At 68.1% G+C, this 21595-nt stretch carries 19 protein-coding genes; 8 read left to right on the top strand and 11 right to left on the bottom strand.

Going from position 1 to position 21595, the window contains the following annotated elements; translation table 11 throughout:
* Positions 1-264 precede the first annotated feature (264 nt).
* Positions 265-1746: a lipopolysaccharide biosynthesis protein gene (locus ACWPXE_RS06690; protein ID WP_454017176.1), complete on the top strand. Its 1482-nt coding sequence runs from the start codon at positions 265-267 to the stop codon at positions 1744-1746.
* Between the two features lie 75 nt (positions 1747-1821).
* Here ACWPXE_RS06690 and ACWPXE_RS06685 read toward each other — a convergent pair whose 3' ends face one another.
* The 8 genes from ACWPXE_RS06685 to ACWPXE_RS06650 all read right to left on the bottom strand — a co-directional run bounded on the left by ACWPXE_RS06685 (position 1822) and on the right by ACWPXE_RS06650 (position 10204).
* Positions 1822-2355 carry a Calx-beta domain-containing protein gene (locus ACWPXE_RS06685; protein ID WP_454017907.1) on the bottom strand — a complete coding sequence of 178 codons (534 nt, stop codon included), beginning with the start codon at positions 2353-2355 and terminating at the stop codon, positions 1822-1824.
* Complete coding sequence (locus ACWPXE_RS06680) at positions 2352-2960, bottom strand: glycoside hydrolase family 5 protein (protein WP_454017175.1); 609 nt, start codon at positions 2958-2960, stop codon at positions 2352-2354. The genes ACWPXE_RS06685 and ACWPXE_RS06680 overlap by 4 nt, the downstream gene beginning before the upstream one ends.
* Positions 2957-4306 (bottom strand): carbohydrate-binding domain-containing protein, encoded by a 1350-nt coding sequence (locus tag ACWPXE_RS06675; RefSeq protein WP_454017174.1) that lies wholly within the window; start codon positions 4304-4306, stop codon positions 2957-2959. The genes ACWPXE_RS06680 and ACWPXE_RS06675 overlap by 4 nt, the downstream gene beginning before the upstream one ends.
* A 229-nt stretch (positions 4307-4535) precedes the next feature.
* The gene (locus tag ACWPXE_RS06670; protein ID WP_454017173.1) at positions 4536-5462 is read right to left on the bottom strand and encodes a class I SAM-dependent methyltransferase; all 927 of its coding nucleotides are present in this window, start codon (positions 5460-5462) and stop codon (positions 4536-4538) included.
* Between the two features lie 39 nt (positions 5463-5501).
* Entirely contained in the window at positions 5502-6905 is a 1404-nt protein-coding gene (locus tag ACWPXE_RS06665; protein ID WP_454017172.1) for an endo-1,4-beta-xylanase, read from the bottom strand.
* A gap of 838 nt (positions 6906-7743) precedes the next feature.
* Entirely contained in the window at positions 7744-9132 is a 1389-nt protein-coding gene (locus ACWPXE_RS06660; protein ID WP_454017171.1) for a GumC family protein, read from the bottom strand.
* Positions 9133-9161: 29 nt separating this feature from the next.
* On the bottom strand, positions 9162-9443 hold the full coding sequence (locus ACWPXE_RS06655; protein WP_454017170.1) for a Wzz/FepE/Etk N-terminal domain-containing protein: 282 nt from the start codon (positions 9441-9443) through the stop codon (positions 9162-9164).
* Between the two features lie 68 nt (positions 9444-9511).
* Positions 9512-10204, bottom strand: a complete 693-nt coding sequence (locus tag ACWPXE_RS06650) for a WecB/TagA/CpsF family glycosyltransferase (protein WP_081863175.1) — start codon at positions 10202-10204, stop codon at positions 9512-9514.
* A 635-nt stretch (positions 10205-10839) separates the two neighbouring features.
* Between ACWPXE_RS06650 and ACWPXE_RS06645 the strand changes: the two genes are divergently transcribed.
* From ACWPXE_RS06645 to ACWPXE_RS06635, 3 genes are read left to right on the top strand one after another with little or no spacing between them, the layout of a single operon-like run.
* Positions 10840-11892 carry a hypothetical protein gene (locus ACWPXE_RS06645; protein WP_454017169.1) on the top strand — a complete coding sequence of 351 codons (1053 nt, stop codon included), beginning with the start codon at positions 10840-10842 and terminating at the stop codon, positions 11890-11892.
* A complete protein-coding gene (locus ACWPXE_RS06640) occupies positions 11811-12251 on the top strand; it encodes a helicase-related protein (RefSeq protein WP_454017168.1) in 441 nt (146 codons plus the stop codon). The genes ACWPXE_RS06645 and ACWPXE_RS06640 overlap by 82 nt, the downstream gene beginning before the upstream one ends.
* Complete coding sequence (locus ACWPXE_RS06635; RefSeq protein ID WP_454017167.1) at positions 12236-13036, top strand: SUV3 domain-containing protein; 801 nt, start codon at positions 12236-12238, stop codon at positions 13034-13036. The genes ACWPXE_RS06640 and ACWPXE_RS06635 overlap by 16 nt, the downstream gene beginning before the upstream one ends.
* Here ACWPXE_RS06635 and gpmA read toward each other — a convergent pair.
* Positions 12919-13839 (bottom strand): 2,3-diphosphoglycerate-dependent phosphoglycerate mutase, encoded by a 921-nt coding sequence (gpmA, locus tag ACWPXE_RS06630; RefSeq protein WP_454017166.1) that lies wholly within the window; start codon positions 13837-13839, stop codon positions 12919-12921. The two genes, ACWPXE_RS06635 and gpmA, sit on opposite strands and share 118 nt — an antisense overlap.
* Positions 13840-14049: 210 nt before the next feature.
* Here gpmA and ACWPXE_RS06625 point away from each other — a divergent pair, with 210 nt between their 5' ends.
* Together ACWPXE_RS06625 and ACWPXE_RS06620 are read left to right on the top strand one after the other, a co-directional pair.
* Complete coding sequence (locus ACWPXE_RS06625; RefSeq protein WP_014198175.1) at positions 14050-14346, top strand: cyclic nucleotide-binding domain-containing protein; 297 nt, start codon at positions 14050-14052, stop codon at positions 14344-14346.
* 108 nt (positions 14347-14454) lie between these two features.
* Positions 14455-14700: a hypothetical protein gene (locus ACWPXE_RS06620; RefSeq protein WP_237905307.1), complete on the top strand. Its 246-nt coding sequence runs from the start codon at positions 14455-14457 to the stop codon at positions 14698-14700.
* 29 nt (positions 14701-14729) lie between these two features.
* On the opposite strand, the gene ACWPXE_RS06615 is transcribed toward ACWPXE_RS06620, so the two are convergent.
* Together ACWPXE_RS06615 and glgX are read right to left on the bottom strand one after the other, a co-directional pair.
* Positions 14730-14927 carry a Nif11-like leader peptide family natural product precursor gene (locus ACWPXE_RS06615; RefSeq protein ID WP_454017165.1) on the bottom strand — a complete coding sequence of 66 codons (198 nt, stop codon included), beginning with the start codon at positions 14925-14927 and terminating at the stop codon, positions 14730-14732.
* A 210-nt stretch (positions 14928-15137) separates the two neighbouring features.
* Positions 15138-17423 carry a glycogen debranching protein GlgX gene (gene glgX, locus ACWPXE_RS06610; protein ID WP_454017164.1) on the bottom strand — a complete coding sequence of 762 codons (2286 nt, stop codon included), beginning with the start codon at positions 17421-17423 and terminating at the stop codon, positions 15138-15140.
* Positions 17424-17993: 570 nt separating this feature from the next.
* On the opposite strand from glgX, the gene ACWPXE_RS06605 reads away from it, so the two are divergent.
* Both ACWPXE_RS06605 and ACWPXE_RS06600 read left to right on the top strand, forming a co-directional pair.
* Positions 17994-20147: an ATP-binding protein gene (locus ACWPXE_RS06605; protein WP_454017163.1), complete on the top strand. Its 2154-nt coding sequence runs from the start codon at positions 17994-17996 to the stop codon at positions 20145-20147.
* A gap of 112 nt (positions 20148-20259) precedes the next feature.
* The gene (locus ACWPXE_RS06600; protein WP_454017162.1) at positions 20260-21552 is read left to right on the top strand and encodes a pentapeptide repeat-containing protein; all 1293 of its coding nucleotides are present in this window, start codon (positions 20260-20262) and stop codon (positions 21550-21552) included.
* Positions 21553-21595 lie beyond the last annotated feature (43 nt).

The following is a 21595-nucleotide window of genomic DNA, read 5'->3' as shown; positions in this document are numbered from 1 at the left end:
GTGGATTGCCCGCTGGGTCTTGCCCCCACCTTACCCTCCCCGCTATCGCAGGGGAGGGGACTGTCGTTGCTTGGCAGTAATCTCCCTCCCCTGCGTGGCGGGGGAGGGTCGGGGTGGGGGCACAGGTTGCCATCGGGATAAGTCCGAAGAGGACGACGACGGCACCAACGCGAAATTGAAACGTCCCGGTCCGGTTCCAATCATCGGAATTGCGTTCGCGGGTGCGGCAGTGCCGCCCCACCGGTGTTCTAGGCGGAGTTCCTGATGGCGTCCGAAGCAGCGACGATCTTGAAACACGGTTGGCTGTTCATGCTGGCCAACGTGGTGAACCGGGCTGCCGGGCTTCTGCTCCTGCCGCTCTACACCCGGCTTCTCAGCCCTTCCGAATTCGGCGTCTACGCGCTGGTGGTGGTGGTCGCCGACCTGCTGGCGGTCATGCTGATGATCGGCATGAACAACGCCTTCACCGCCGTCTATTTCGAACACGCCGAGGAAGGCGACCGGCGTCGCGTCGCCAGCACCTGCCTGCTGGCGGTGGTCGGCACGTCGGTGGCGATGGTCGGGCTGGCCTGGCCGCTGGGCATGGCGGGAAGCTGGGCGATGTTCGGCGACACCGGCCATGCGGCGGTGATGGCGATTGCGCTCGCCGGCGTCGCCCTGACCACCCTGTTCGAACTGGCGCTGGCTTACTACCGGGCGCGCAAGCGGTCGGGCCTGTGCCTGCTGGTGTCGCTGGCCAAGGTGGTGGCCCTGCTGGCCTTCAACCTGCTGTTCCTGTGGGCGCTCGGCCTCGGGGTGGAGGGCATCTTCCTGGCGAACGGCGCATCTTTCCTGGCGCTCGGCCTCCTGCTGGTGGTGGCGATCCTGAAGGACACGGGCTTCTCCTTCTCCTTCCCGATCCTGAAGCGGGTGGCGGCGCTGGGGTTGCCCTACGCGCCGCAGTCGCTGCTGGACATCGCCAACAACTTCGTCTCGCGCTGGCTGCTGAACATCCTGCTGTCCACGGCGGCGGTGGGCCTGTTCGCCTTCGGGATGCGGCTGTCGCAGATCCTCTTCATGTTCCTCACCGCCTCCTTCCTGCAGATCTGGTCGGTCAGCCGGCTGGAGTCCCAGCATGGCGCGGCGGACCACGGCCAGGCGGATTTCGTCTTCCACCTGTTCGTCGTCCTGCTGACCGGGGCCGGGCTGGGGCTGGCGCTGACCGCGCCGGAGATCCTCTGGCTGATCGCGTCGGCCGACTACACGCCGGTGCTGACCAGCATGCCCTTCCTGGTGCTGGCCTATGTGCTGCACGGGGTGCGCATGAATCCGGAGGTGGCGATCCTGAAGGCCAAGCGCGTCGGCGTGCTGCCCTGGATCTCCGCGGCCAGCCTCGCCGTGGGCTCGGCCCTGGCGCTGGCGCTGGTCTGGCAGTGGGGCCTGCTCGGCGCCGCGCTGGCCAACCTCGGGCGCGAGGTCTTCCAGATCGCCCTGACCGAGACGGTGCGCCGCCGCATCTGCCGCGACGAGGTGCCGTTGAACGCGGTGCGGATCGGCTGGATCCTGGTGCCGGCGGCCTTCGCCTATGCGGCAGGCTGGTACCTGTTCGGCACCGAGGTCGACCCGGCCTTCACAGCGGAAAAGGTGGTGCTGGTGCTGGTGTTCCTGGCGGCGGCGGTGTTCGGCCCGGGCATGGGATCGGCGGGCCGGGCGATGCTGGGCAAGCTGCTGCTGGGCCGCGTCCGCCGCCTGCAATCGGCGTCTTGAAAGCGCACGCTCTGAAAAGGAAAGGGCCGGCGGAGCAATCCGCCGGCCCTTCCTCATGGTCCGCTTTCGCGGTCGTTACGCGGCCTGATGCTCGAGCAGCAGGTTCGCGGCGTCCACCGTCATCATGTGCGAGAAGTCGATCGCCGACAGGTCGAGCGCGGACTGCACGCCCACCGACTGCACCGTCGCCGTGTCCTGGGCCAGGCTGTGGGCCAGCAGGTCCGCCGACAGGGCCTGGGCGGAACCCGGCGGGTTGATGGTGCCGATGCCGGTCCCGTCGGCAATGGTCGCCTGTGTCGGGTTGGAGAGCTTCAGGTTGAAGGTCTCGACGCCCTCCGTCACATCGTCGCTCAGCACCTTGACGGCGACCGTCTTGGTGGTCTCGCCGGCGGCGAAGGTCAGCTTGCCGCTGGTCGCCAGATAGTCCGACCCGGCCTTGGCCGTGCCGTCCGCCGTGGCGTAGTCCACCGTCACCGTCTGGTTGTAGGCCTGGGACAGCTTCACCGTGAACACGGCGTCGGTGGTGACCGGGCTGGCGGCGGTGCTGCTGTACAGGCCGGGCTTGATGGCGTTGTACTTGTTGTAGTCCACCTTCCAGCTGTCGTTCATGATGCCGCCGGTGTCGCCCGAACCGGGGCTCCAGGCCCAGTAGGTCCAGCTCGCCCCCTGGTCGCCGGCGGCGAGGTCGATCTTGCCGTCACCGTTCCAGTCGCGTTCATGTACTGGATCAGCTTGGGCATCCACGCCTTGTCAATGGCGGTTTCCATGCGACTGCCGAACTCGCCGACCAGGATCGGGGTCTCGTCATTCTGGATGAAGTGGCCCCACATCTGGTCCCACTTCGCCGGCATGTTGTTCGGGAAGTTGCCGGCCTTGAACCAGTCCATCATGTAGAGCGACGGGCCGTAATCGTGGACCGAATAGACCAGCTTGTCCGGCGTGTTGAACTTGACCTCGTAGTTCTTCTCGCCTAGCAGGTTGCCGCCCCACCAGTACCACTGGTTCTGATAGGTCTCGATGCCCTCGACGATCAGCAGCCAGTCCTTGTTGACCGACTGGATGGCGTTGCCGATGCGCTCCGCGGCGCGGGCCCAGTCGTTCGGGCCGCCGTCGCCCCAGGTCGCCGGGTTGTGCGGCTCGTTGTGCAGGTCGGCGCCGATGACGGCGTCGTTGCCCTTGTAACGGGTCGCCAGCATCTTCCAGTTCTCGATCATCTTCGATCCGGATACTGGCTGGTGTACCAGAGACCGTTCTCGTTGGCCGACGCGCCGTCGCCGGAGCGGTGGTGGTCGAGGATGATCTTCATGCCGATCTTGTCGGCGTAATCGATGATCTTGTCGAAGACCTCCAGCGAGGTCTTGCCGCGCAGGTCGGGGTTCTTCGAATAGTCGATGCCGGTCGGCATGCGGCCGTTGTCGAGCATCGCGTCGGAGTAGGGCAGGCGGATGGTGTTGAAGCCCAGATCCTTCATCTGGTTCATGTGGCTCTGGTAGCTGTCCATCCACAGCCCCTGCGGCGCGAAGGCGTAGCCCTCGGACCCGAACCAGTTCACGCCGGTCAGCTTCACGGCCTTGCCGCTGCTGTCCATGATCTGGCCGCCCTCGGTGTGCAGGAAGCCTGGCGCGATGCCGGCGGTCTTGCCGGTCGGCTCGGTCACCGACACGTCGCTGACCGACAGGGTCGGCTTCGTCGGGGTGGGGGCCGGCGGCGTGGTCGGCGTGGTGGGGTTGGTCGGGTTGGAGGAGCCGGGAAAGAAGCTCTTGTCGGCGTCGACCACCAGCGTGCCGTTCCACCACAGGCCGGACTGGCCCTTGACCACGTCCTTGCCGTCCAAGGCCCCCTTGTCATAGGTGACGTTGCTGTCGGTGGGCATGACCGACTTGCCGTTGATGGTGATCTTGTTGACCAGCAGGTTGCGGTCCTGGCCGTTCACCGTGGCGTCGTTGTCGTACTGGATCTGGACCTTGTGCGCCTGATCCGCCGTGGCGTTGATCGAGAAGGCGTAGTCCTTGGCCGACGCGCCGGCCACGCCCTCGCCGACCTTCTTGCCGTCGATCAGCAGGTTGAAATGCGCGTTGACGCCGCCCGCGGCGTTGCCCTGCAGGTTCAGGATGACCTGGGTGTTGCCGGCCGGGGCCGGCGGCGTCGGGACCGGGAAATAGTCCTTGGTCAGGGCGAAATCGAGCGAACCGTCCCACCACATGCCTTCCTGGCCGGGAATCACGTCCTTCCCGTCGGAGGCGCCGCGGTCGTAGCTGACCAGCGAGCTGGTGGAGGCGACGGGCTTGCCGTTCACTTCCAGCGACTTGACGAGCAGGTTGCGGTCCTGCCCGTTCACATAGCCGTCGTTGAAGTAGACGATCTGAAGCTTGTGCGCCTGATCCGGTGCGACCTGGGCCTTGAAGGTGTACCGGCCGTCGCTGGTCGAGCCGACCGTCGCCTGACCGAGGTTGACACCATCCAGGAGCAGCCGGAACTGCGGCCAGATCCCGCCGGCAGCCTGCCCCGAGGCGTTGACGACGAAGGTCGTGTCGACGAGACCCGTGGTGGTCGTTGCCATTGGAAGTAACCTCTCTCCATTTTCGGTGGAGCAAAGGTGAGGCCCAATTGGTTAACGAGATATTTCGGATTTTAGGGAAATGCTGCTCAAAAGCCACGGCGAGCTGTGAAAAGAATGAGGCGCGAAAAACCGCCTTTGCTGCGGTTTCCGCGCCACAGTGGGGCCTTGCGGCCACGGGGAGGGGAAAGTGTAAAGTCTTGTTACAGAAAGGTTTCTGAAATCCGCCGCCTCAGCCCTCGTGACTTTTGTGAGCCACCATGAAGACCTCCGGGCGGAACAGGTAGAGCTGGCCGAGCTTCCCGAGCTTGCGCCGCAGGGTTAACGGCATCGCCCCCATGACGGATTCCACGGCCTTCACGTAGGCGAGGTATCCGCGCCCGGACCCATGGATGTGCATGCGCCGGCGGACCGCCATTGGGGCGATGTAGACGGCCTCCATTCGGGTGAAGCCGGCCTCGCGCAGCGCGCGCTCCGTCTCGCTCCAGGTGTATTCGCGCAGGTGCATGCAGATCGGCTCGTCCAGCCCGAAGACCTCCGACAGGTCCATCGGCCCGGCGTGCTTGTGCGGCATGCTGAGCACGTAGCGGCCGCCCGGCTTGAGGATGGCGTGCACGTTGGACAGGTGCACGGACACGTCCTCGGGGTGGAGATGCTCGATGACGTGGGTGGAGACGACGGCGTCGTAATGGGCGCGCGGCTCGAATTCGGCGAGGTTGACGCCGTCGCAGCAGCGCCACGTCACGTTGGAGCGCTCGTCGGTCCAGCGCTCGCCGCGCTCGCGGGTGATTTCGGTGGCGACGCAGCGGTGGCCGTGGCGGGCCAGATAGCTGAGCAGCCGGCCTTTGCCCGACCCAACCTCGTAGACGTCCCGCGCGCCCTTGAGCAGCGTCAGGAAATGGCGGAAGTCCAGCTCGTCGTTCTGCGCCGCCGTGTCCACCGCATCGTTCAGCCAGGGGCATTCGCTGTAGAGGGTGGTGTAGTTCCGCTCGAACACCGTCCAGCGCTCTTCGCGGCGGGAATCGAGCAGCTCGCGGGCGAGCTGGCGTTCCAGGTCCCAATGCTGGCGGACCATGGTTTCGCTGAGGGGGTAGTTCGGGGCCAGACCGAACTTCCGCTTGTAGCGGGCGACCAGCTCATCCGACGTCAACGTGTCCACAGATCACCTCGTTGGGAGAAACGCCGCTGTTCCGCTAATCTAAGGTCGCTGTCGGAAATCCTTACAGGCGCGGACGGCGGAGCGGGTCGCGCGATCGGGCGGGGTAGCGGGGCCGGAAGGGGTACCGCGCCGCTTCCCGGCCGGAGACACCCCGACCCGCCTCAACCAGATTGGGCTCACCCGACCGGTTGCGCCCGCGCAGCGCCTGCACCGACGCCTCGTACAGCGGCAGCGGGCGCGACGCCGCGTCGTAGGGGAGGGGTGGGGCTTCAGCTCCGGCATCTCCCGCGCGATGTAGTTCAGGTCGGAGCGCAGGTGCCACCAGCACAGCTCGGCCAGCCGCGCGTTCCCGGCGATGTCGCCCAGATACTGCCCGGCCAGGAAGGCCATGGCGCGGTCCTTCTCCGCCCGTGACCAGGAGCGCGGCAGGTGCTTCTCGTTCACGTCGAACTCGGTGACGTGGATGGGCAGGCCCAGCCGGTCCATGGCCCGCAGGAAGCCCTTCATGCCCTCGCGGTCGTAGGGCTTGCCGGCCATCAGGTGGCTTTGCAGCCCGACGCCGTCGATCGGCACGCCGCGCTTGACCGCGTCGGTCAGCCAAGTCTGGAAATAGGCGCGCTTGCGCTGCTGCCAGCCCTCGTCGATCTCGATCCCGAACTCGTTGATGACCAGCTTGGCGGAGGGAAATTCCTTGCGGATGTGGTGGAAGAAGGGGTCGAGCCATTCCGGCCCCTTGGCGCCGCCCGCCACCACCCACCACATGCCCTTGCGGAAGCCGTAGCGGTCCTGCTCCTGGGGGTGGCTGCGCTCGGTCTCCCAGAAGAAAGCCTCGTTCATCACGTCGATGCGGTAGAAGCGGTCGCCGTAGCGCTGCTTGACCGCCGCGACCATGGCGGTGAAGCGCGGCCAGTAATTGTCCTCGGACAGCGTGCCGTCGGCCGAGAAATAGGCGCTCTCCCCGATGCCCAGCGCGCGCTGGCGGCTCGCCGGCAGCGTCATGTAGTCGGGCATGCCCATGTGCTGCCACAGGGCGCAGTGCCAGTTGGGCTTGGCGCCGATGCGGCGGGCCAGTTCCACCCCGGCGTCGAAGCGGCCCCAGTCGAAATTGCCCTCCTGCGGCTGGAAGACGGCCCATTTGCCGCCGTTCTCGGGCGTCACCACGTCGCATTCCCGCGCCATCAGCGTGTCGAGCATGGGGTCTTCCGGCTCGATCAGATGGTCGCGGGCGGCGCCGTGGAGGATGCCGGCGGCCCGGCAGGCGTCGCGCAGGGTGGGGTGGGGCACGACGTTCGCCCCTCTGGCCGACGCTGCCTCGGCGACGGACGGGCCGGCGGCGGCCTTGCAGCTTGCCAGCACCGCGGCGGCTGCGGCGGCGCGCAGCGCGTCCCGGCGCGTGAAGGAGAGGGTTTTCGGCGAGGTGGCTTTTGGCGAGGTCTGGGCCATGGGCGTCGGGCCTCGTGTGGTTTGATGAGAAATGGAAATTCCCTCTCCCCGCTCACGCGCAAACGGAGTTTGCGCTGACGCGACAGGCGGACCTTTGGTCCGCCGAAAGCGGGGAGAGGGTTAGGGTGAGGGGGCGCCCGTCAGGGCGTCCACGCACTGCAATGAGCCAGCGTGGTCGGCCTGCGGCCGCCCTCATCCCAAAGCCCTTCTCCCCGGAGGGAGAAGGGCTTTGGCGTCGCTTACGGCGCGGCGCGCAGGGTCTGGTCGCCGTAGTATTTCCGCGTGGCGACGTAGCTGTTGTACGGACCCTGGTAGCCCTTGCTGGCGGCCTTCTTCAGGTTCACGTCGGTCATCACGCAGACGAACTTGCTGTGGTCGATCGGCCCCAGGTCGGCCACCGCGTCCAGATCGCTCGCCGTGGTGTGGCCCCAGCGGGTGACGAAGAGAACCTTGGAGGCGGCGCCGCAGACGATGCGGGCATCCGACACGGCCAGCGCCGGGGCGGTGTCGAACACCACCAGATCGAAGCTGGGCGACAGGCCGGCCATCAGCTGCACCAAGCTGTCGACGTTGAAGCGGTCCAGCGTCATCGGGTTCAGCTTGCCCGCCGGAACCATGGCGAAGGGCACGTCGTCGGAGGTGTGGACGATCTCGTCCAGCGTGGCATCACCGGCGATCCAGTCCGACAGGCCCTTCTTGGTGGACAGGTCGAACAGCCCTTCCATGCGGGAGCGGCGGAAGTCGGTGTCCACCACCACCACCCGGCGGCCGGCCTGGCTGGCGACCTGGGCGACGGCCAGCGTCAGCGAGGTCTTGCCGTCCTGCGGGCGGGCCGAGGTCACCGCCAGCGCACCGACCGGACCGAGATCCGACAGATGGTTGCGGAACAGGGCGCGCAGGGATTCGCTGAACAGCGAGAAGGGGTGGCGCTGGAAGATCTTGTAGAGCCGGCCCTTGGCCCCGCGGTCGCTGTGGTGCGGCACGATGTGGACGGTGCCGACGCCCAGGATGCGGCGCACGGCGTCCGGGGTGTGGATGCGGCGCTGGAGAAGCTCCAGACCGAAGACGCTGAAGATGGCCAGCGCGAGGGCGGCGACGAAGCCGGCCAGCAGCAGGAGGACGCGGAAGGGACCCGACGGCTCGTGCGGCACCTGCGGCGCGGAGACCAGCTTACGGCGGCCGGGAAGGCGCGGCTGTCCTTCTGGGCCTCGACCTCTTCAAGACGGCCCAGCAGGCTATCGAGAAGCTGGCGCTTGGCGGTCGCCTCGGACTCCAGGGTGCGCAGCGGGATGGCCTGCTCCTGCATGGTGGCGTAGCTGCCCTCCATGCGGGTGATCATGGAGCGAAGCGCGGTCTCCTGCTCGACCGCGACCTGGGCGGCTTCGCGGACGCCGTTGATCTCGCGGCGGATTTCCTGCTGGAGCGAGGAGTTGGCCTCGTTCAGGCGGCCCTGGAGTTCAACGATGCGCGGGTGCTTCGGCCCATACTGGCGGGAAAGCTGGGCCATTTCCGTGGAGATGGCGGCGACCGTGGCGCGGAGCTGGGCGACGACCGGGGAGGCGATGCTGCCGCCGATGGCGTTCCAGTTGCCAGCCTTCAGGTTGCGCTCCAGCGTGTCGGCCTGGGCGACCGAGCGGGCGCGGATGGCCGACGCCTCGCTCAGGCGCAGGCGGGTCTGCTCAAGCTCGTTCTGGGCCATCAGGCCGGTGCCGCCCTTCAGCAGGCCGCCCTTGACGCGGGCCTCCTCGACCTTGGAGTCGGCCTCGGCAACCTCGCGGCGCAGCAGGACGATGCGGTCCTGCAGCCAGGAGATTGCGCTGGTCGACAGGTCGCGGTCCATCTGCTGACGGGTTTCCATGTACCGGCGGACGATGCCGTCCACCACGTCGCGGCTCAGCTGCGGCTCCTTGGAAGTGAAGCGCACCTGGATCACGCGCGACCGGCCGACGATGGCGACGTCGAGCTTGCGGTGGATGCGCGCGATGATCTGATCGTTGCCCAGCGCCGCGTGCGCCTCGCGCGCCCGGATGTCCTGCGCCACCTCGTCACCATGGCTCAGCAGCCAGGCGACCGGGGCCGGCGGGGCGCCGTCCCAGAAGCGCGAGGCGAGGTCACGGCCGTAGGCCACCGCGCGCTCGACGAGCGGGAGCGTCTCGTCCTCCTGCGCCGGCGGGTTGAATTCGGGATGCTGGGCGAGCTGGAGATCGTTGACCACCTGGTTCAGCACCTGGGGCGACTTCAGGATCTCGATCTCGCTCAGGATGGCGGCGTCCTCGGTGGAATCGCGCCCACCACCTGCTCGACCTCGCGGACGACGCGGACCTGCCGGTTGTCGACCAGCAGAAGGGCTTCGGAGGTGTACTGGTCCTTGAGCGTGGAGACGCCCAGGGCCGACAGACCGGTCAGCACCACCACGATGGCCGCGATCAGCCACTTGTGGCTGCCCAGCACGCGCAGGATGAAGCGGAAGTCGGGACCCATGGACGGGGTCTGGGATTCGAACTCGCTGCGCCGGGACGGGCCGGGGCGGCGGGCCATGCCGGAACCGGAGCCGGCGGACCGCCGTGATGGCCGCCATGATTGACTTGGGGCAGATTTTCCACGTCTCAAAGCTCCTTATGCATGGGCGCTGGTGCTGGGGCGCTGGACGAACGCATGGCGGCACGGCGCATAAGCATGACGGTGTGGGCGAAGCCGAAAGCGCCGACGCAATAGCGGCGAAACAGACGGCGGGGCTCCTGGACCAGCCGGAACGCCCATTCCAGCCCGATGCGCTGGACGGCGGCGGGGGCCCGGGTGAAGCGCCCGGCGAGGAAATCGATGATGGCGCCGCCGTTGACGATCAGCACCTTATGATCCAGCGCGCGCTTGAGTTGCACCGCGACCTCCTCCTGGCGGGGCATGCCCATGGCCAGGATGATGACGTCGGGCTGAAGCTCCCGCGCACGGGCGATGTAATGCTCCACGGAATGGAACCCGTGCTGGGCATCGACATAGTCGTGCGGGGTCCGCTCCTTCAGCCGCTCGATCCCCTCGTCCAGCCAGGGCGCCGCGGTGCCGTAGACGGCGACCCGACGGGGCGACAGGTGGCGGAGGAGGAGCGGGATGAAGTCGGTCCCGTTCATGTTCAGCCCGACCGGCTGGTCGAGCCACGGCAGGGCCGTCTCCAGCGCCACCCCGTCCCGCAACAGGACGTCGGAGGCGCGGAAAGCCGACCACGCGGCGGAGGACCCCGCGCAGAGGTTCACGCCGTGAGCGTTGAGGAACGACAGGATGGTCGGTCGCTCGACGGCTGACAATGTCTTTATCAATGCATAGCGCTCGTCCTCGCAAGAAATACACCGTATTCTCTCGATCAGTGCCAGGACGTCACGAGGGGTCGGCATGCACATCTCCTAACCAAATCTGCGAAGCGACGACGGTTACGTTGTCTCTGCAACGATGATGCCCGACGGTTTGCGGTGCAGTAAGACGATATTGCTTGCTAACACTTTCGATTGGTGGCAGCCGGTGAAACCGTTACCGGGTACCCCTTTCGACACGACCGTCGGACAACAGGGAATGATGTGGCTGGCACCGCCCCTTTTTCGCAGCGGTGGGATGGGAGAGGGGAAAGTTCAGGCGAATTAGCCCGGCCACGCCGGTAGAACCCCTGAATCGGCTTGCCCTATCCTATGGCTCCGACCATATAGGTACACCCGTGGGGTGCCGGTGTGCAGAATAGGGGGTGGGCGTCCGCCCCGTGGCACGGCACTGTTCGAGGTCCGGCAAAGCCCCCTCAAGACCGCCAGCCCCAACCAGTTCCTTGAATCCCCAGGCCGATCTCTCCGGGGGCGGCGACGGAAGAAGACCAGTCCATGAGCAACGACGAAACCACCCCCGCCAACCGGGCACCGCCCCAGGGACTGCTGACGAATTCGACCGCCGCGACGCGTTGCGCGCCATCGCCGCGGTGGTGCGCGGCGACGGGATCGAGGTGGACGCCGACAGCACCCCGGCCCGCTGGTCGGTCGCCGTCGTCCACGAGGTGGTCGTTCCCGGAACCGACCGGAAGCTGAAGCTGCGTTTCCGCGTGGCGCTCGGCCCGCTGCCCGACATCGAGGCGGAGCTGTGGGGGCTGATGACCGCGGAGGAGGGCTTCGGCCGTCCCCAGGCGAAGACGCTGGGCAAGCGGGTCAAGGCGGCCTGCCTGTCCTCCGCCGCCATCGAGAAGGCGCGCGGGCGGGTGGACGGCTGGTTCGCTTCCATGGCGCAGCGCGCCAACGGCTTCGGCGAGGCGTGGCGGCCCAAGGGCTTCGCCGACGAGCTGGGCCGGGTGATCGGCTTCGGCGGCCGTATCCCGCGCCTGCAAACCCTGCTGGACGCGCTGGAGGAGGCCTTCTCCACCGCCGCCGCCCGCGCCGGTCTGAAGGTCCGGCGGGAGCGGCTGGAGAACGCCTCCGGCCTCGGCGTCTATCTCGACAGCTTCGCCACGGCCCGCGCCATGGTGCGCAAGCTGCGGCTGTTCGTCGGCCCGACCAACTCCGGCAAGACCCACGCCGCCATGGACCGGCTGGCCGAGGCGCAGAGCGGCTGCTACCTCGCCCCGCTGCGCCTGCTGGCGCTGGAGGGGCAGGAGGCGCTGGAGACGCGCGGTCGGGCCTGCAGCCTGGTGACCGGCGAGGAGCGCGACGTGCGGCCCGGCGCCTCCTTCACCTCCTCGACCATCGAGATGGTCAACACGTCCAAGGTCTGGGGCGCCTGCGTCATCGACGAGATCCAGATGATCGGCGATCCCGACCGCGGCTGGGCCTGGACCCAGGCGGTGGCCGGCGTGGCCGCCCCGGAAATCCTGATGACCGGCTCCGCCGACGCCATCCCCTACGTGCAGCGCCTCGCCACCGCGCTGGGGAGGAACTGGAGGTCGTGGAGTTCACCCGCAAGTCGCCGCTGCGCGTGCAGGAGGAGCGGGTGGCGCTGGAGAATGTCCGCCGCGGCGACGCGGTGATCGCCTTCTCGCGCAAGGACGTGATGGGGCTGCGGCGCGAGCTTCTGGCCCGCGACCACACGGTGGCGGTGATCTACGGCGCGCTGTCGCCGGAAGTGCGGCGGGCCGAGGCGCGGCGCTTCCGCGACGGCACGGCGGACGTGCTGGTGGCGACCGACGCCATCGGCATGGGGCTGAACCTGCCGGTCGCCCGCGTCGTCCTGTCGACCACCCGCAAGTACGACGGGCGGGAGGAGCGCGATCTGAACTCCTCCGAAATCCGCCAGATCGGCGGGCGGGCGGGACGCTTCGGCATGCACGAGGAAGGCCGCGTCGCGGTGCTGGAGGGGAGAACATCAACCCGGTGCGCCGGGCGCTGACCACTCCGCCGGTCCCGCCCGAGGACCCGCGCGCCTGGATCAGCCCCAACCTGACCCATGTCGAGGCCATCGCGCGGGAGCTGGACACCGACAGCCTCGCCAAGGTGCTGCGCACGGCGGGGCAGGAACTGCTGCGCGCCAACCAGACCTTCCGCATGACCGACCTGGAGCAGCGCATCCAGGCCGCCACGGCGGTGGACCGGGCGAAGCTGCCGCTGGCGGAGCGCGACATGCTGGCGCGCTGCCCCATCGACGTGCGCGACCAGAACAACCTGCGCCTTCTGGCGCTGTGGGCGACGAACCAAGGCAAGGGCGTTCCCAATTCCGCCCCCGACGCCGCCGAGCGCTTCCACCACCGCGTCGGCACCGACGTGGAACTGGAGAAGGCCGAGCGCGCGGTGAAGGAGCTGACTGCCTACGCGTGGCTGGCCTACCGCTTTCCCGACGCCTATCCGGACATGGACCTGTGCCAGGAGCGCCGGGCCATGCTGAACGCCTTCATCGAGCGCACGCTGGCCGAACGCTCGCTGGCCCGCGCCTGCCCGGTCTGCGGCACGCGGCTGAAGGCGAACCACCGTTTCCGTGTCTGCGACAACTGCTACGCCGGGCGGGTGGAAGAGCGGCAGGGCGAGCGGCGCGGGCGCCGTCCGGACGGAGCGCGCGGCCCTCAGCCGCCGGCAAAGAGCGGTGCGGAGAGCGGCCACCCGCCGTTCCACCACACGCTGCCGGGCCGCAAGGGCGGCAAGGGCGGGCGGGGCATCGCGGGCGACGCCCCGCCGGGGTGAGTCCTATTTCCCTCGCCCCTCCGGGGAGAGGGAAATAGGACCCACGCCGCCACGACGCCGCTTTGACCGGCGTCGTCCCGGCGGGTCCAGGTGATCTCCTCGGTCCCGCCGCCTTCGGTCAGGAAATAGCGGCGCAGCGGCACCAGATCGGCGCCCAGCTCATAGACCAGCGGGCGGCTGGTCGGGATCTCGAACAGCGGGATGTCCTGGTCGGGCACCTTGTCGAGATGCTTCACGAGGCCGCGCAGGCTGTTGCCGTGGGCCGACACCAGCACCCGCGCGCCCAGCCGCAGGGCCGGGCAGATGCCTTCCTCCCAGAAGGGGATCACCCGGTCCGTGGTGTCCTTCAGGCTTTCGCCACGGGGCAGGTTCGCGCGGCCGATGCCGGCGTAGCGCCGGTCCGACACCGCGGAGCACGGGTCCTCGGGCTCGACGGGCGGGGGTGGGACGTCCCAGCTCCGCCGCCACAGGAAAACCTGATCGGCGCCGTGGCGGGCCGCCGTCTCCGTCTTGTTCAGCCCCTGGAGCGCGCCGTAATGGCGCTCGTTCAGGCGCCAGTGCTTGTGCACCGGCAGCCACATCCGGTCCATCTCCTCCAGCACGATGTCGAGCGTCCTGATCGCCCGCTTCAGGACGGAGGTGAAGGCCACGTCGAAATCGAATCCGGCCTGCTTCATCAGGCCGGCGGCGTGGCGGGTTTCGGCCACCCCCTGTTCGGTCAGATCGACGTCGGTCCAGCCGGTGAACAGATCCGAGCGGTTCCAGACGCTCTGACCGTGCCGCAGCAGCACGAGCCGATGCATTGGGTCCCCTCCTCCTCACGTGACGGTAGCTCCTTCGGGGAACGGGAGGGTGAGGGGAAGGGTTCCGGCGGAGGCGTCACAATTGGCGCGGCTTTGTGTCAATTTCGAAACGCGCGCGACACATTCGGACAACAAAGGCGGGGTAACCTGCGGAGCAGGCGAAATTATCCGTCCGGCGCTTGCGCAGCCGGACTGCGACGCCGAGCCAACTTGCGTTCCGAGGCCGCCATGCAGCATCATGACCTCCTCTCCAGGACCGTTTCGACCGATCGGGACATCACCCTGGAGGCGCTTCGTGTGTTCACCTACCTGAGCCGGCGGCTCCATTTCGACCGTCCCGTGCCGGTGCTCCAGTCCGAACTGGCTGATGCGCTCGGCATGCAGCGGCCCAACGTCAACCGGGCCATCAAGCTGCTGGAAACCAAGCAGATCCTTCTGCGGGATTCCAAACTGGGGCGTGCGATCACGTTCCGGTTGAACCCGGAACTGGAGGGCGGCCGGGCCTGAAACTGGTCCGGAATGATTTTCGAAACGCGTCACCTTGTCTTTACGAACTCGGCCCTCAAGAAAGCCTTCGGCTGGTACCAGAAGGTGCCGAATCAGACCGATCTTCCCTTGGGCCTGATCGCCTCCGTCGTTCCGAAATCGGACGGGGGCGTGGTGGTCATGGTGCAGCAGGGGGCCGCGAAGGTGCGGGATGTCGCCTTCATGCCCAGCAAGACGCTCGGCGTCCTCCTGCTCTTCTGCCGCCGCCAGAAAATTCCCATTCCGCGCGACGCCGACAAGGACATCTTTCCGTCCGACGATGGGATCATGTTGACGATCCGCGGCAGTTGCAGCACGACGGCGCCGCCGCCGTGATCACTCCCGCGTGATCGCTCCCGGCTGATTCAGTCGGTTCCGCAGGCGGCGGGCTGGGCCACGGCCAGGGGAATGTCCGCCTCGGTGAAGCGAAAGCCGTGACCGGCAGCGAAATCCACCAGATCGCCCAGGGTCAGCAGGCCGCGCGATGCCCGCCGCAGCGCCGAGCGCAGGGCCGGGTCGGCCTCGGTGGCAACCAGGAATCGGATGTAGTCGCCATGACACATGCCCAAACCTCCTGGAATCGTTGTGGTCGTTCCTTGCCCTGGAGCGCGGGAATGCGGCCGATGCGGCGTTGCGCGCACAAGCAATGGTCCGGGGCAGACAGTCCGATGCCTTGATAGCGCCGATTTGCCTAAAATTGTAGATAAAAATGAGAATGGAACGATGCGGCGTCCTGCCGCACCGTTCCTTGACGGTCTGTCGGGACCCGGCGATCACTCGCCCGGCTGCTGCACCGTCTCGGCCGGGCTGGCGCCCGACGCGATGCTGTCCGGCGTGATCGCCGCCACCGGCTCGCCCGGCCCGGAGGCGGCGCGCAAAGCCCGCGCGGCGGCCTTCAGCCCGATGTCGGAGCGGCGGTCGGGCATCAGCTCGAACAGCAGCAGGGAGCGCCCGTTGACCGGGATCTCGTCGCCGGTCTGGGCGGTGGCGACCTCCAGCCGGTCGGGCTCCGTGGTGTCCACCAGCGTCAGCCAGCGGCTGCCACCCGCGACCTCCGGCAGCTTGAAGGGCACCACGTCGTGGTAGGCGTTGATGATGAGCAGCAGCGTGGCATCCGACGCCACCTTCTTGATTCCGGTGGCCTGCGCCCGCCCGTCGAGCAGCATGCCCAGGCAGCGCGCCATGGGGTCCTGCCACTGCTCGGTCGTCTTCTCCTCGCCGGCGGGGGTGATCCAGGTGAGGTCCTTCACCTCCAGGTCGGGGTTGTAGGCGCCGGTGAAGAAGCGCCCGCGGCGCAGCAGCGGGTGGCTCTGCCGCAGCCCGATCAGGTGGCGGACGAAGTCGGTCAGCGCCCAGCCCTCGTCGCTGACGCCCTCCCAGTCGATCCAGCTGATCTCGTTGTCCTGGCAATAGGCGTTGTTGTTGCCGTTCTGGCTGCGGGCGAACTCGTCGCCGGCCAGGATCATCGGCGTGCCCTGGGACAGCAGCAGCGTGGCCAGCAGGTTGCGCATCTGGCGGAAGCGCAGGGCGTTGATTTCCGGATCGTCGGTCGGCCCCTCCGCCCCGTGGTTCCACGAGATGTTGTGGGAATGGCCGTCGCGGTTTTCCTCGCCGTTCGCGTCGTTGTGCTTGTCGTTGTAGGCGACGAGGTCGTGCAGCGTGAAGCCGTCATGGGCGGTGACGAAGTTGACGCTGGCCCAGGGCTTGCGTCCCCGCCGGTTGAACACGTCCGCCGAGGCGGCCATGCGGGTCGCCAGCTCGGGCAGCTTGCCCTCGTCGCCCTTCCAGTAGGAGCGCACGGTGTCGCGGAACTTGTCGTTCCACTCCGCCCAGCCCGGCGGGAAGCCGCCGACCTGATAGCCGCCGGGGCCGCAATCCCACGGCTCGGCGATCAGCTTGACGCGCGACAGCACCGGATCCTGGCGGCAGGCGTCGAGGAAGCCGCCGCTGTGGTCGAAGCCGTAGGTCTCCCGCGCCAGGATGGTGGCGAGGTCGAAGCGGAAGCCGTCCACATGCATCTCGGTCACCCAGTAGCGCAAGGAATCGGTGACCATCTGGAGGACGCGCGCATGCACGAGGTTCAGCGTGTTGCCCGTGCCGGTGTCGTTGATGTAGTAGCGTGGGTCCGGCGCCAGCCGGTAGTAGGAGGCGTTGTCGATGCCCTTGAAGGACAGCGTCGGCCCCATCTCGTTGCCTTCGGCGGTGTGGTTGTAGACGACGTCGAGGATCACCTCGATCCCGGCGTCGTGCAGGCGGGCGACCATCTCCTTGAACTCGTGGATCGCCCCGGTCGCCATGTAGCGCGGGTCGGGCGCGAAGAAGGAGATGCTGTTGTAGCCCCAGTAGTTGCGCAGCCCCTTTTCCAGAAGGTAGCGGTCGTCCACGAAGGCATGGACCGGCAGAAGCTCCACCGCCGTGACGCCCAGCGAGCGGATGTACTCCACCACCTCCTGCTGGGCGAAGCCGGCGAAGGTGCCGCGGTACTGCGGCGGCACCGCCGGGTGCCGCATGGTGTAGCCGCGCACGTGGGTCTCGTAGAAGATCGACTTCTCCCAGGGGATCGCCGGGTGGCGGTCATGGCCCCAGGTGAAGGCCGGGTCGATCACCACGCATTTCGGCATGCCGGGGGCGCTGTCGCGCCGGTCGAAGGACAGGTCGCCGCGCGGCGAGCCGACGCGGTAGCCGAAATGCGCGTCCGACCAGCGCAGCGGCCCGACCATATGCTTGGCGTAGGGGTCGAGCAGCAGCTTGTTCGGGTTGAAGCGGTGGCCCGCCTTGGGCTCGTAAGGTCCGTGCACGCGGTAGCCGTAGACCGTGCCCGGCCGGGCGTCCGGCAGATAGCCGTGCCACACCTCGTCGGTGTATTCGGGCAGCTCGATCCGTTCCAGCTCGCGGCGTCCGTCCTGGTCGAACAGGCACAGCTCCACCTTGGTGGCGTTGGCGGAAAACAGCGCGAAGTTGACGCCCAGCCCGTCCCATGTGGCGCCGAGAGGGTAGGGAAGACCTTCCCGGATGCGGGACTGGCGGAAAACCTTAGGAGCGAACGGCGGCTTCTTCACGGTTGAACCTCGGTGTGGGCGCGTTGCGGCATGAAGCAGCACAGGAACGCGCAAGCCGCCCCGGTGATCCCGTCATCGGCGCAATTTCCGATGTTTGAGGGAGCTTCAACTCCTGGCCGAACCATTTCGTGCCACCTCACCCAAAGAGTGGGTCTGGTATGAGCATGGTCATAGTCGTCATGGCGGGTCGCGCCGATAACTATCGCGTGCTATCATCGGTTCCAGACAATAAAGGCAAATAAACTTCTGGGGGAGGTCCGGGAGATTTCCGACAAAGGGCCAAGAAACCGGGTGTAACGCAGATGTCGAATTTTGCCTTTCGGTGCCACCGCCGCTTCTTCAGCGCCGAAAAGGCGGAAAGATCAATGAAGGGCAGAGCCAACCACCATGTCTCTGCGGCTTCTCCGGCCCAACGGCGATCTGCCGCCGCGAAACCCGCAAGCGCCGCATTCTGAATCACCCACATCGGTCATCGCCCCAGGCGCCGGCTTCGCCGGTGCCCGGCGGCATTGTGCATCCGGTGGATCGGTGGCACCGCTCCCGATCCGCCTCACCAAGACGCCCCCGCCCATGATCCGGCTTTCGGTCAACGCCCTGCTCAACTTCCATCCGAAGGCCATCCTGGCGGCCATCGTCCTGGTGATGACGCTGCTGGGCGGTGCGGCCTGGGGTGCGCTGTCGCTGGTCGATTACGTCAGCACGCTCGACCGGGCGGAACGCGGCAGCCGGCAGGCCGCGGCCTTTCTGGAGGGTCACGCCGACGCCGTGCTGGATGGCGGCGCGGCTGCCCTGGCGCGGGTCGCCGACCGCCTGGAGGCGGGCGGACTCGCGTCGCTTCCCGACAGCGCCCTGGGTGAGGCGCTGTCAGCGTCGCGGTTCGGTGTGCTGTCCATCCTTGACGCCGAAGGCCGGACGGTGTTCGGCCCCACCATCCATCCCGACGGGGGCATCGCCAGTGTGCTCCAAGGGGCGGGCGGCCAAGGGGGAGGCGGCGGGCTGGAACTGTTGCACGGGCAGGTGGACGGGCTGGATTCCATCCTGATGGTCCGCGGCATTCCGGGACGCGGGGGTGCCCTGGAGGGCATGGTCCTGCTGGCGCTTCCCTCCTCCAGCCTGCACACGGTTCTTGATGTCTTCAGCGACGGGCGGCACAGCGTCGCCGGCCTGTTCCGCCTGGACGGCACGCGGCTCGCCGGCAGCGGCGGCAGCGGGATCGGTCCGCTCCCCGCGCTGGACCCCGGGGCGGAGCGCGGTGAGAGCGACTGGTCGCTCGGCGGGCAGGGCGTGGTCATCGGCCTGAAGCGGATGCGCGACTTCCCGGCGGTGGCGGCGGTCGCCCTGCCGCGCGCCGTCGTTCTGGAGCCGTGGAGCAGCCGCCTGCAGCACGGCTTCATGATGGTGGGCGTCAGCGTCATCGCCCTGTTCGGGCTGGCGGCACTCGGCTGGGCCAGCCTGCGGCGCGAGGCGGCGGCCCGCGACGCCCTGCGCGACGCCAACGCCCGGCTGGAGCAGCGGGTTGAGGAGCGCACCGCCGACCTGCGCTCCCTCAATCAGAAGCTGGTCCGCGCCCTGGCCGAGAAGGAGCGCGCCAATCAGGCCAAGGCCCGTTTCCTGTCGGCGGCCAACCACGATCTGCGCCAGCCCTTCCAGGCGCTGCGCCTGTTCCATCATCTGCTGATGGAGCGACTGAAGGAACCGCGCGAGCGGTCGATCGCCGAGAAGATGGGCGAGGCGCTGGACAGCGGGGAGAAGCTGCTGCACGCGCTGCTGGAGGTCGCCACGCTGGACGCCGGGGTGGTCCGCCCGAACATCGCCGAGGTGTCCATCGCCACCGTCCTGGGCGGCGCGGCGTCGGAGTTCCGGGGGCTGGCGGCGGACAAGCAACTGGATTTGCGGGTGCGGGCGTGCGACGCCATGGTGCGCACCGACGCCACGCTGCTGACCCGCATGCTGGGCGACCTGCTGCGCAACGCCATCGCCTACACGCCGGCGGGCGGGGTGGTGGTCGGCTGCCGGCGGCGTGGCCAATGGCTGCGCATCGAGGTGTGGGACACCGGCCCGGGCATCGCGGCGGAGCATCTGGACGCCATCTTCGAAGACTTCGTGCAGTTGGGCAACCCGGAGCGCGACCGCCGCCGCGGCCTGGGGCTGGGGCTTCCCAAGGTGCGCCGCAAGGCCGCTCTGCTGGGCCACGCGGTGGAGGTCCGGTCGCGTCCGGGCCAGGGTTCGGTCTTTTCCATCATGGTCCCGCTGGCGGCCAGCGAATCGCGGACGGACGCGGCGGCCCCGGTGCCCGCCGACCGTGCGGAGGATCCGGCGGCGCGCCTGATCCTGATCGTCGAGGACGACCCGGTGCAGAGTTCCGGGATGCAGCTCCTCCTGGAAAGCTGGGGGCACGACGTGATGGTGGCGGCGGACGGGCCGGCGGCGCTGGCGGCGCTGCGCGCGGCCCCGCGCTGTCCGGACCTCATACTGTCGGATTTCCGCCTGCCGGGTCCGCTGACCGGCGCCGAGACGATCACCCGCGCAGCGGAGCAGGTAGGACGGCCCATTCCCGGCATCATCCTGACCGGCGACACCGGCCCCGAACGCATCCGCGAGGCGGTGGCCGCCGGCTGTCGCCTGCTGCACAAGCCCGTCACCCCCGACGTGCTGCGCGACGCGCTGAACGCGCTGGGGGCGGAGCGCGTGCCGGTGCGGCAAAGCCAGTCGTCCGCGGCGTGAAGGCCGGAAGGCGTTTTCCCCGGCAGGAAAAGCATCCCATTGTGGGTTGCATTAATCATTCGTGAAGGCTGCCAAGGGTACTCTGAAACCGTGATCGGAGGCGAACACGGCCATGCAGCAGCGTCCTCTCACCCGTCTGGATCAGGTCCAGCTCGACGCGGTTGTGCGCCGGCACGAGATGTTCCGGAACGCCCGCATCGGCGGGGCGCGGGCGACGCTGTCCTTTTTCGACCTGAACGGGTTGGACCTCACCGGGCGTGACCTCGCCCACGCCGATTTCGTCGGGGCCAGCCTGCGCGGCGCCAATCTGGCCGGGGCGCGGCTGGATTGCGCGTCGATGTTCGCCACCGACCTGCGGCTGGCCAATCTGGAGAACGCCAGCCTCATCAAGACCGACCTGCGCGGCGCCTGCCTGCGCGGGGCCATCCTGATCGGCGCCAACCTGTTCGAGGCGGACCTGCGCGACGGCTCGCTGGCGGAGAAGGACCGTGACGGCAGCCTGCGCATCATCCAGGTGGAGGACCGGCCGACCGAGGCGTCGGGGGCCGACCTGTCCGGCGCCAATCTGACCAACGCCCGGCTGTCCGGGGCCATGGCAATCCACACCGACTTCACCGACGCGCTGATGCGCGGGTGCAAGCTGGTCCGCGCCACCATGCGCGGGGCCAATTTCACCGGATCGAACCTGGAAGGGGCGGACCTGTCCGGGGCCGACCTGCGCGGCGCCTGCCTGCGCGGCGCGGTGCTGACCGGTGCCACCATGGTCATGACGGAGCTGGCCGACGCCGACATGGAGGACGCCCTGACCGACGATCCGGTCGGCCGCGTCGTCGCCGAACTTGGGCGCCCGCTGGACGAGCTTCTGCACGAGCACATCCGCTGGGTCGGGTCCAGCGGGGCAGAGGGGACGGCGCTCGACCTCTCGGGCTTCGACCTGCGGCACGCCCCGTCGCTGGCCCACACCTGCCTGACCATGCTGCGGGCGGTCGGGGCGACCCTGTACGGGCTGGACCTGACCAGCGTGCAGCTTCAGGCCGCGGTGCTGGAGAAGGGCGACCTGCGTCTGGCCAAACTGATCAACGGCGACCTGCGCGGCGTGAACCTGCGCCTCGCCAAGCTGAACAACGCCGACCTGCGCAAGGCCAACCTGCGCCCGCTCTATTTCGACGAGAGACGGTCAATGGCCTCCGACCTGTCGGGCGCGCGGCTGCGCTACGCCGACCTGCGCGGCGCCTGCCTGCGCGAGGTGAATTTCGCGGGGGCCGATCTGTCCTTCGCCAACCTGTCCGGCTGCGACCTGACCAACACGGACCTGACCAACGCCCGCATGTTCGGGGCGAAGCTGGAGCGTCGCGCTCTTTCCGACGGGGCGATTCTAGACGGTGTGGCGGGGCTCAAGTTTTAAGAAGAAAGGCCCTTCCTCCGGCGGGAGGAAGGGCCTTTCTTGC

Source organism: Azospirillum sp. Marseille-Q6669, from assembly GCF_965111635.1.
Note: the sequence above shows the minus strand (reverse complement) of the source record. Positions and strands in the feature narration are given on the sequence as shown.

Coding starts and splice junctions, on each gene's coding strand:
- ACWPXE_RS06605 (WP_454017163.1), top strand. CDS start 17,994: ATGATCCGGCTTTCGGTCAACGCCCTGCTCAACTTCCATCCGAAGGCC.
- ACWPXE_RS06615 (WP_454017165.1), bottom strand. CDS start 14,927: ATGTGTCATGGCGACTACATCCGATTCCTGGTTGCCACCGAGGCCGAC.
- ACWPXE_RS06685 (WP_454017907.1), bottom strand. CDS start 2,355: ATGAACGACAGCTGGAAGGTGGACTACAACAAGTACAACGCCATCAAG.
- ACWPXE_RS06600 (WP_454017162.1), top strand. CDS start 20,260: ATGCAGCAGCGTCCTCTCACCCGTCTGGATCAGGTCCAGCTCGACGCG.
- ACWPXE_RS06655 (WP_454017170.1), bottom strand. CDS start 9,443: ATGGCCCGCCGCCCCGGCCCGTCCCGGCGCAGCGAGTTCGAATCCCAG.
- ACWPXE_RS06675 (WP_454017174.1), bottom strand. CDS start 4,306: ATGGCAACGACCACCACGGGTCTCGTCGACACGACCTTCGTCGTCAAC.
- ACWPXE_RS06665 (WP_454017172.1), bottom strand. CDS start 6,905: ATGGCCCAGACCTCGCCAAAAGCCACCTCGCCGAAAACCCTCTCCTTC.
- ACWPXE_RS06690 (WP_454017176.1), top strand. CDS start 265: ATGGCGTCCGAAGCAGCGACGATCTTGAAACACGGTTGGCTGTTCATG.
- gpmA (WP_454017166.1), bottom strand. CDS start 13,839: ATGCATCGGCTCGTGCTGCTGCGGCACGGTCAGAGCGTCTGGAACCGC.
- ACWPXE_RS06680 (WP_454017175.1), bottom strand. CDS start 2,960: ATGATCGAGAACTGGAAGATGCTGGCGACCCGTTACAAGGGCAACGAC.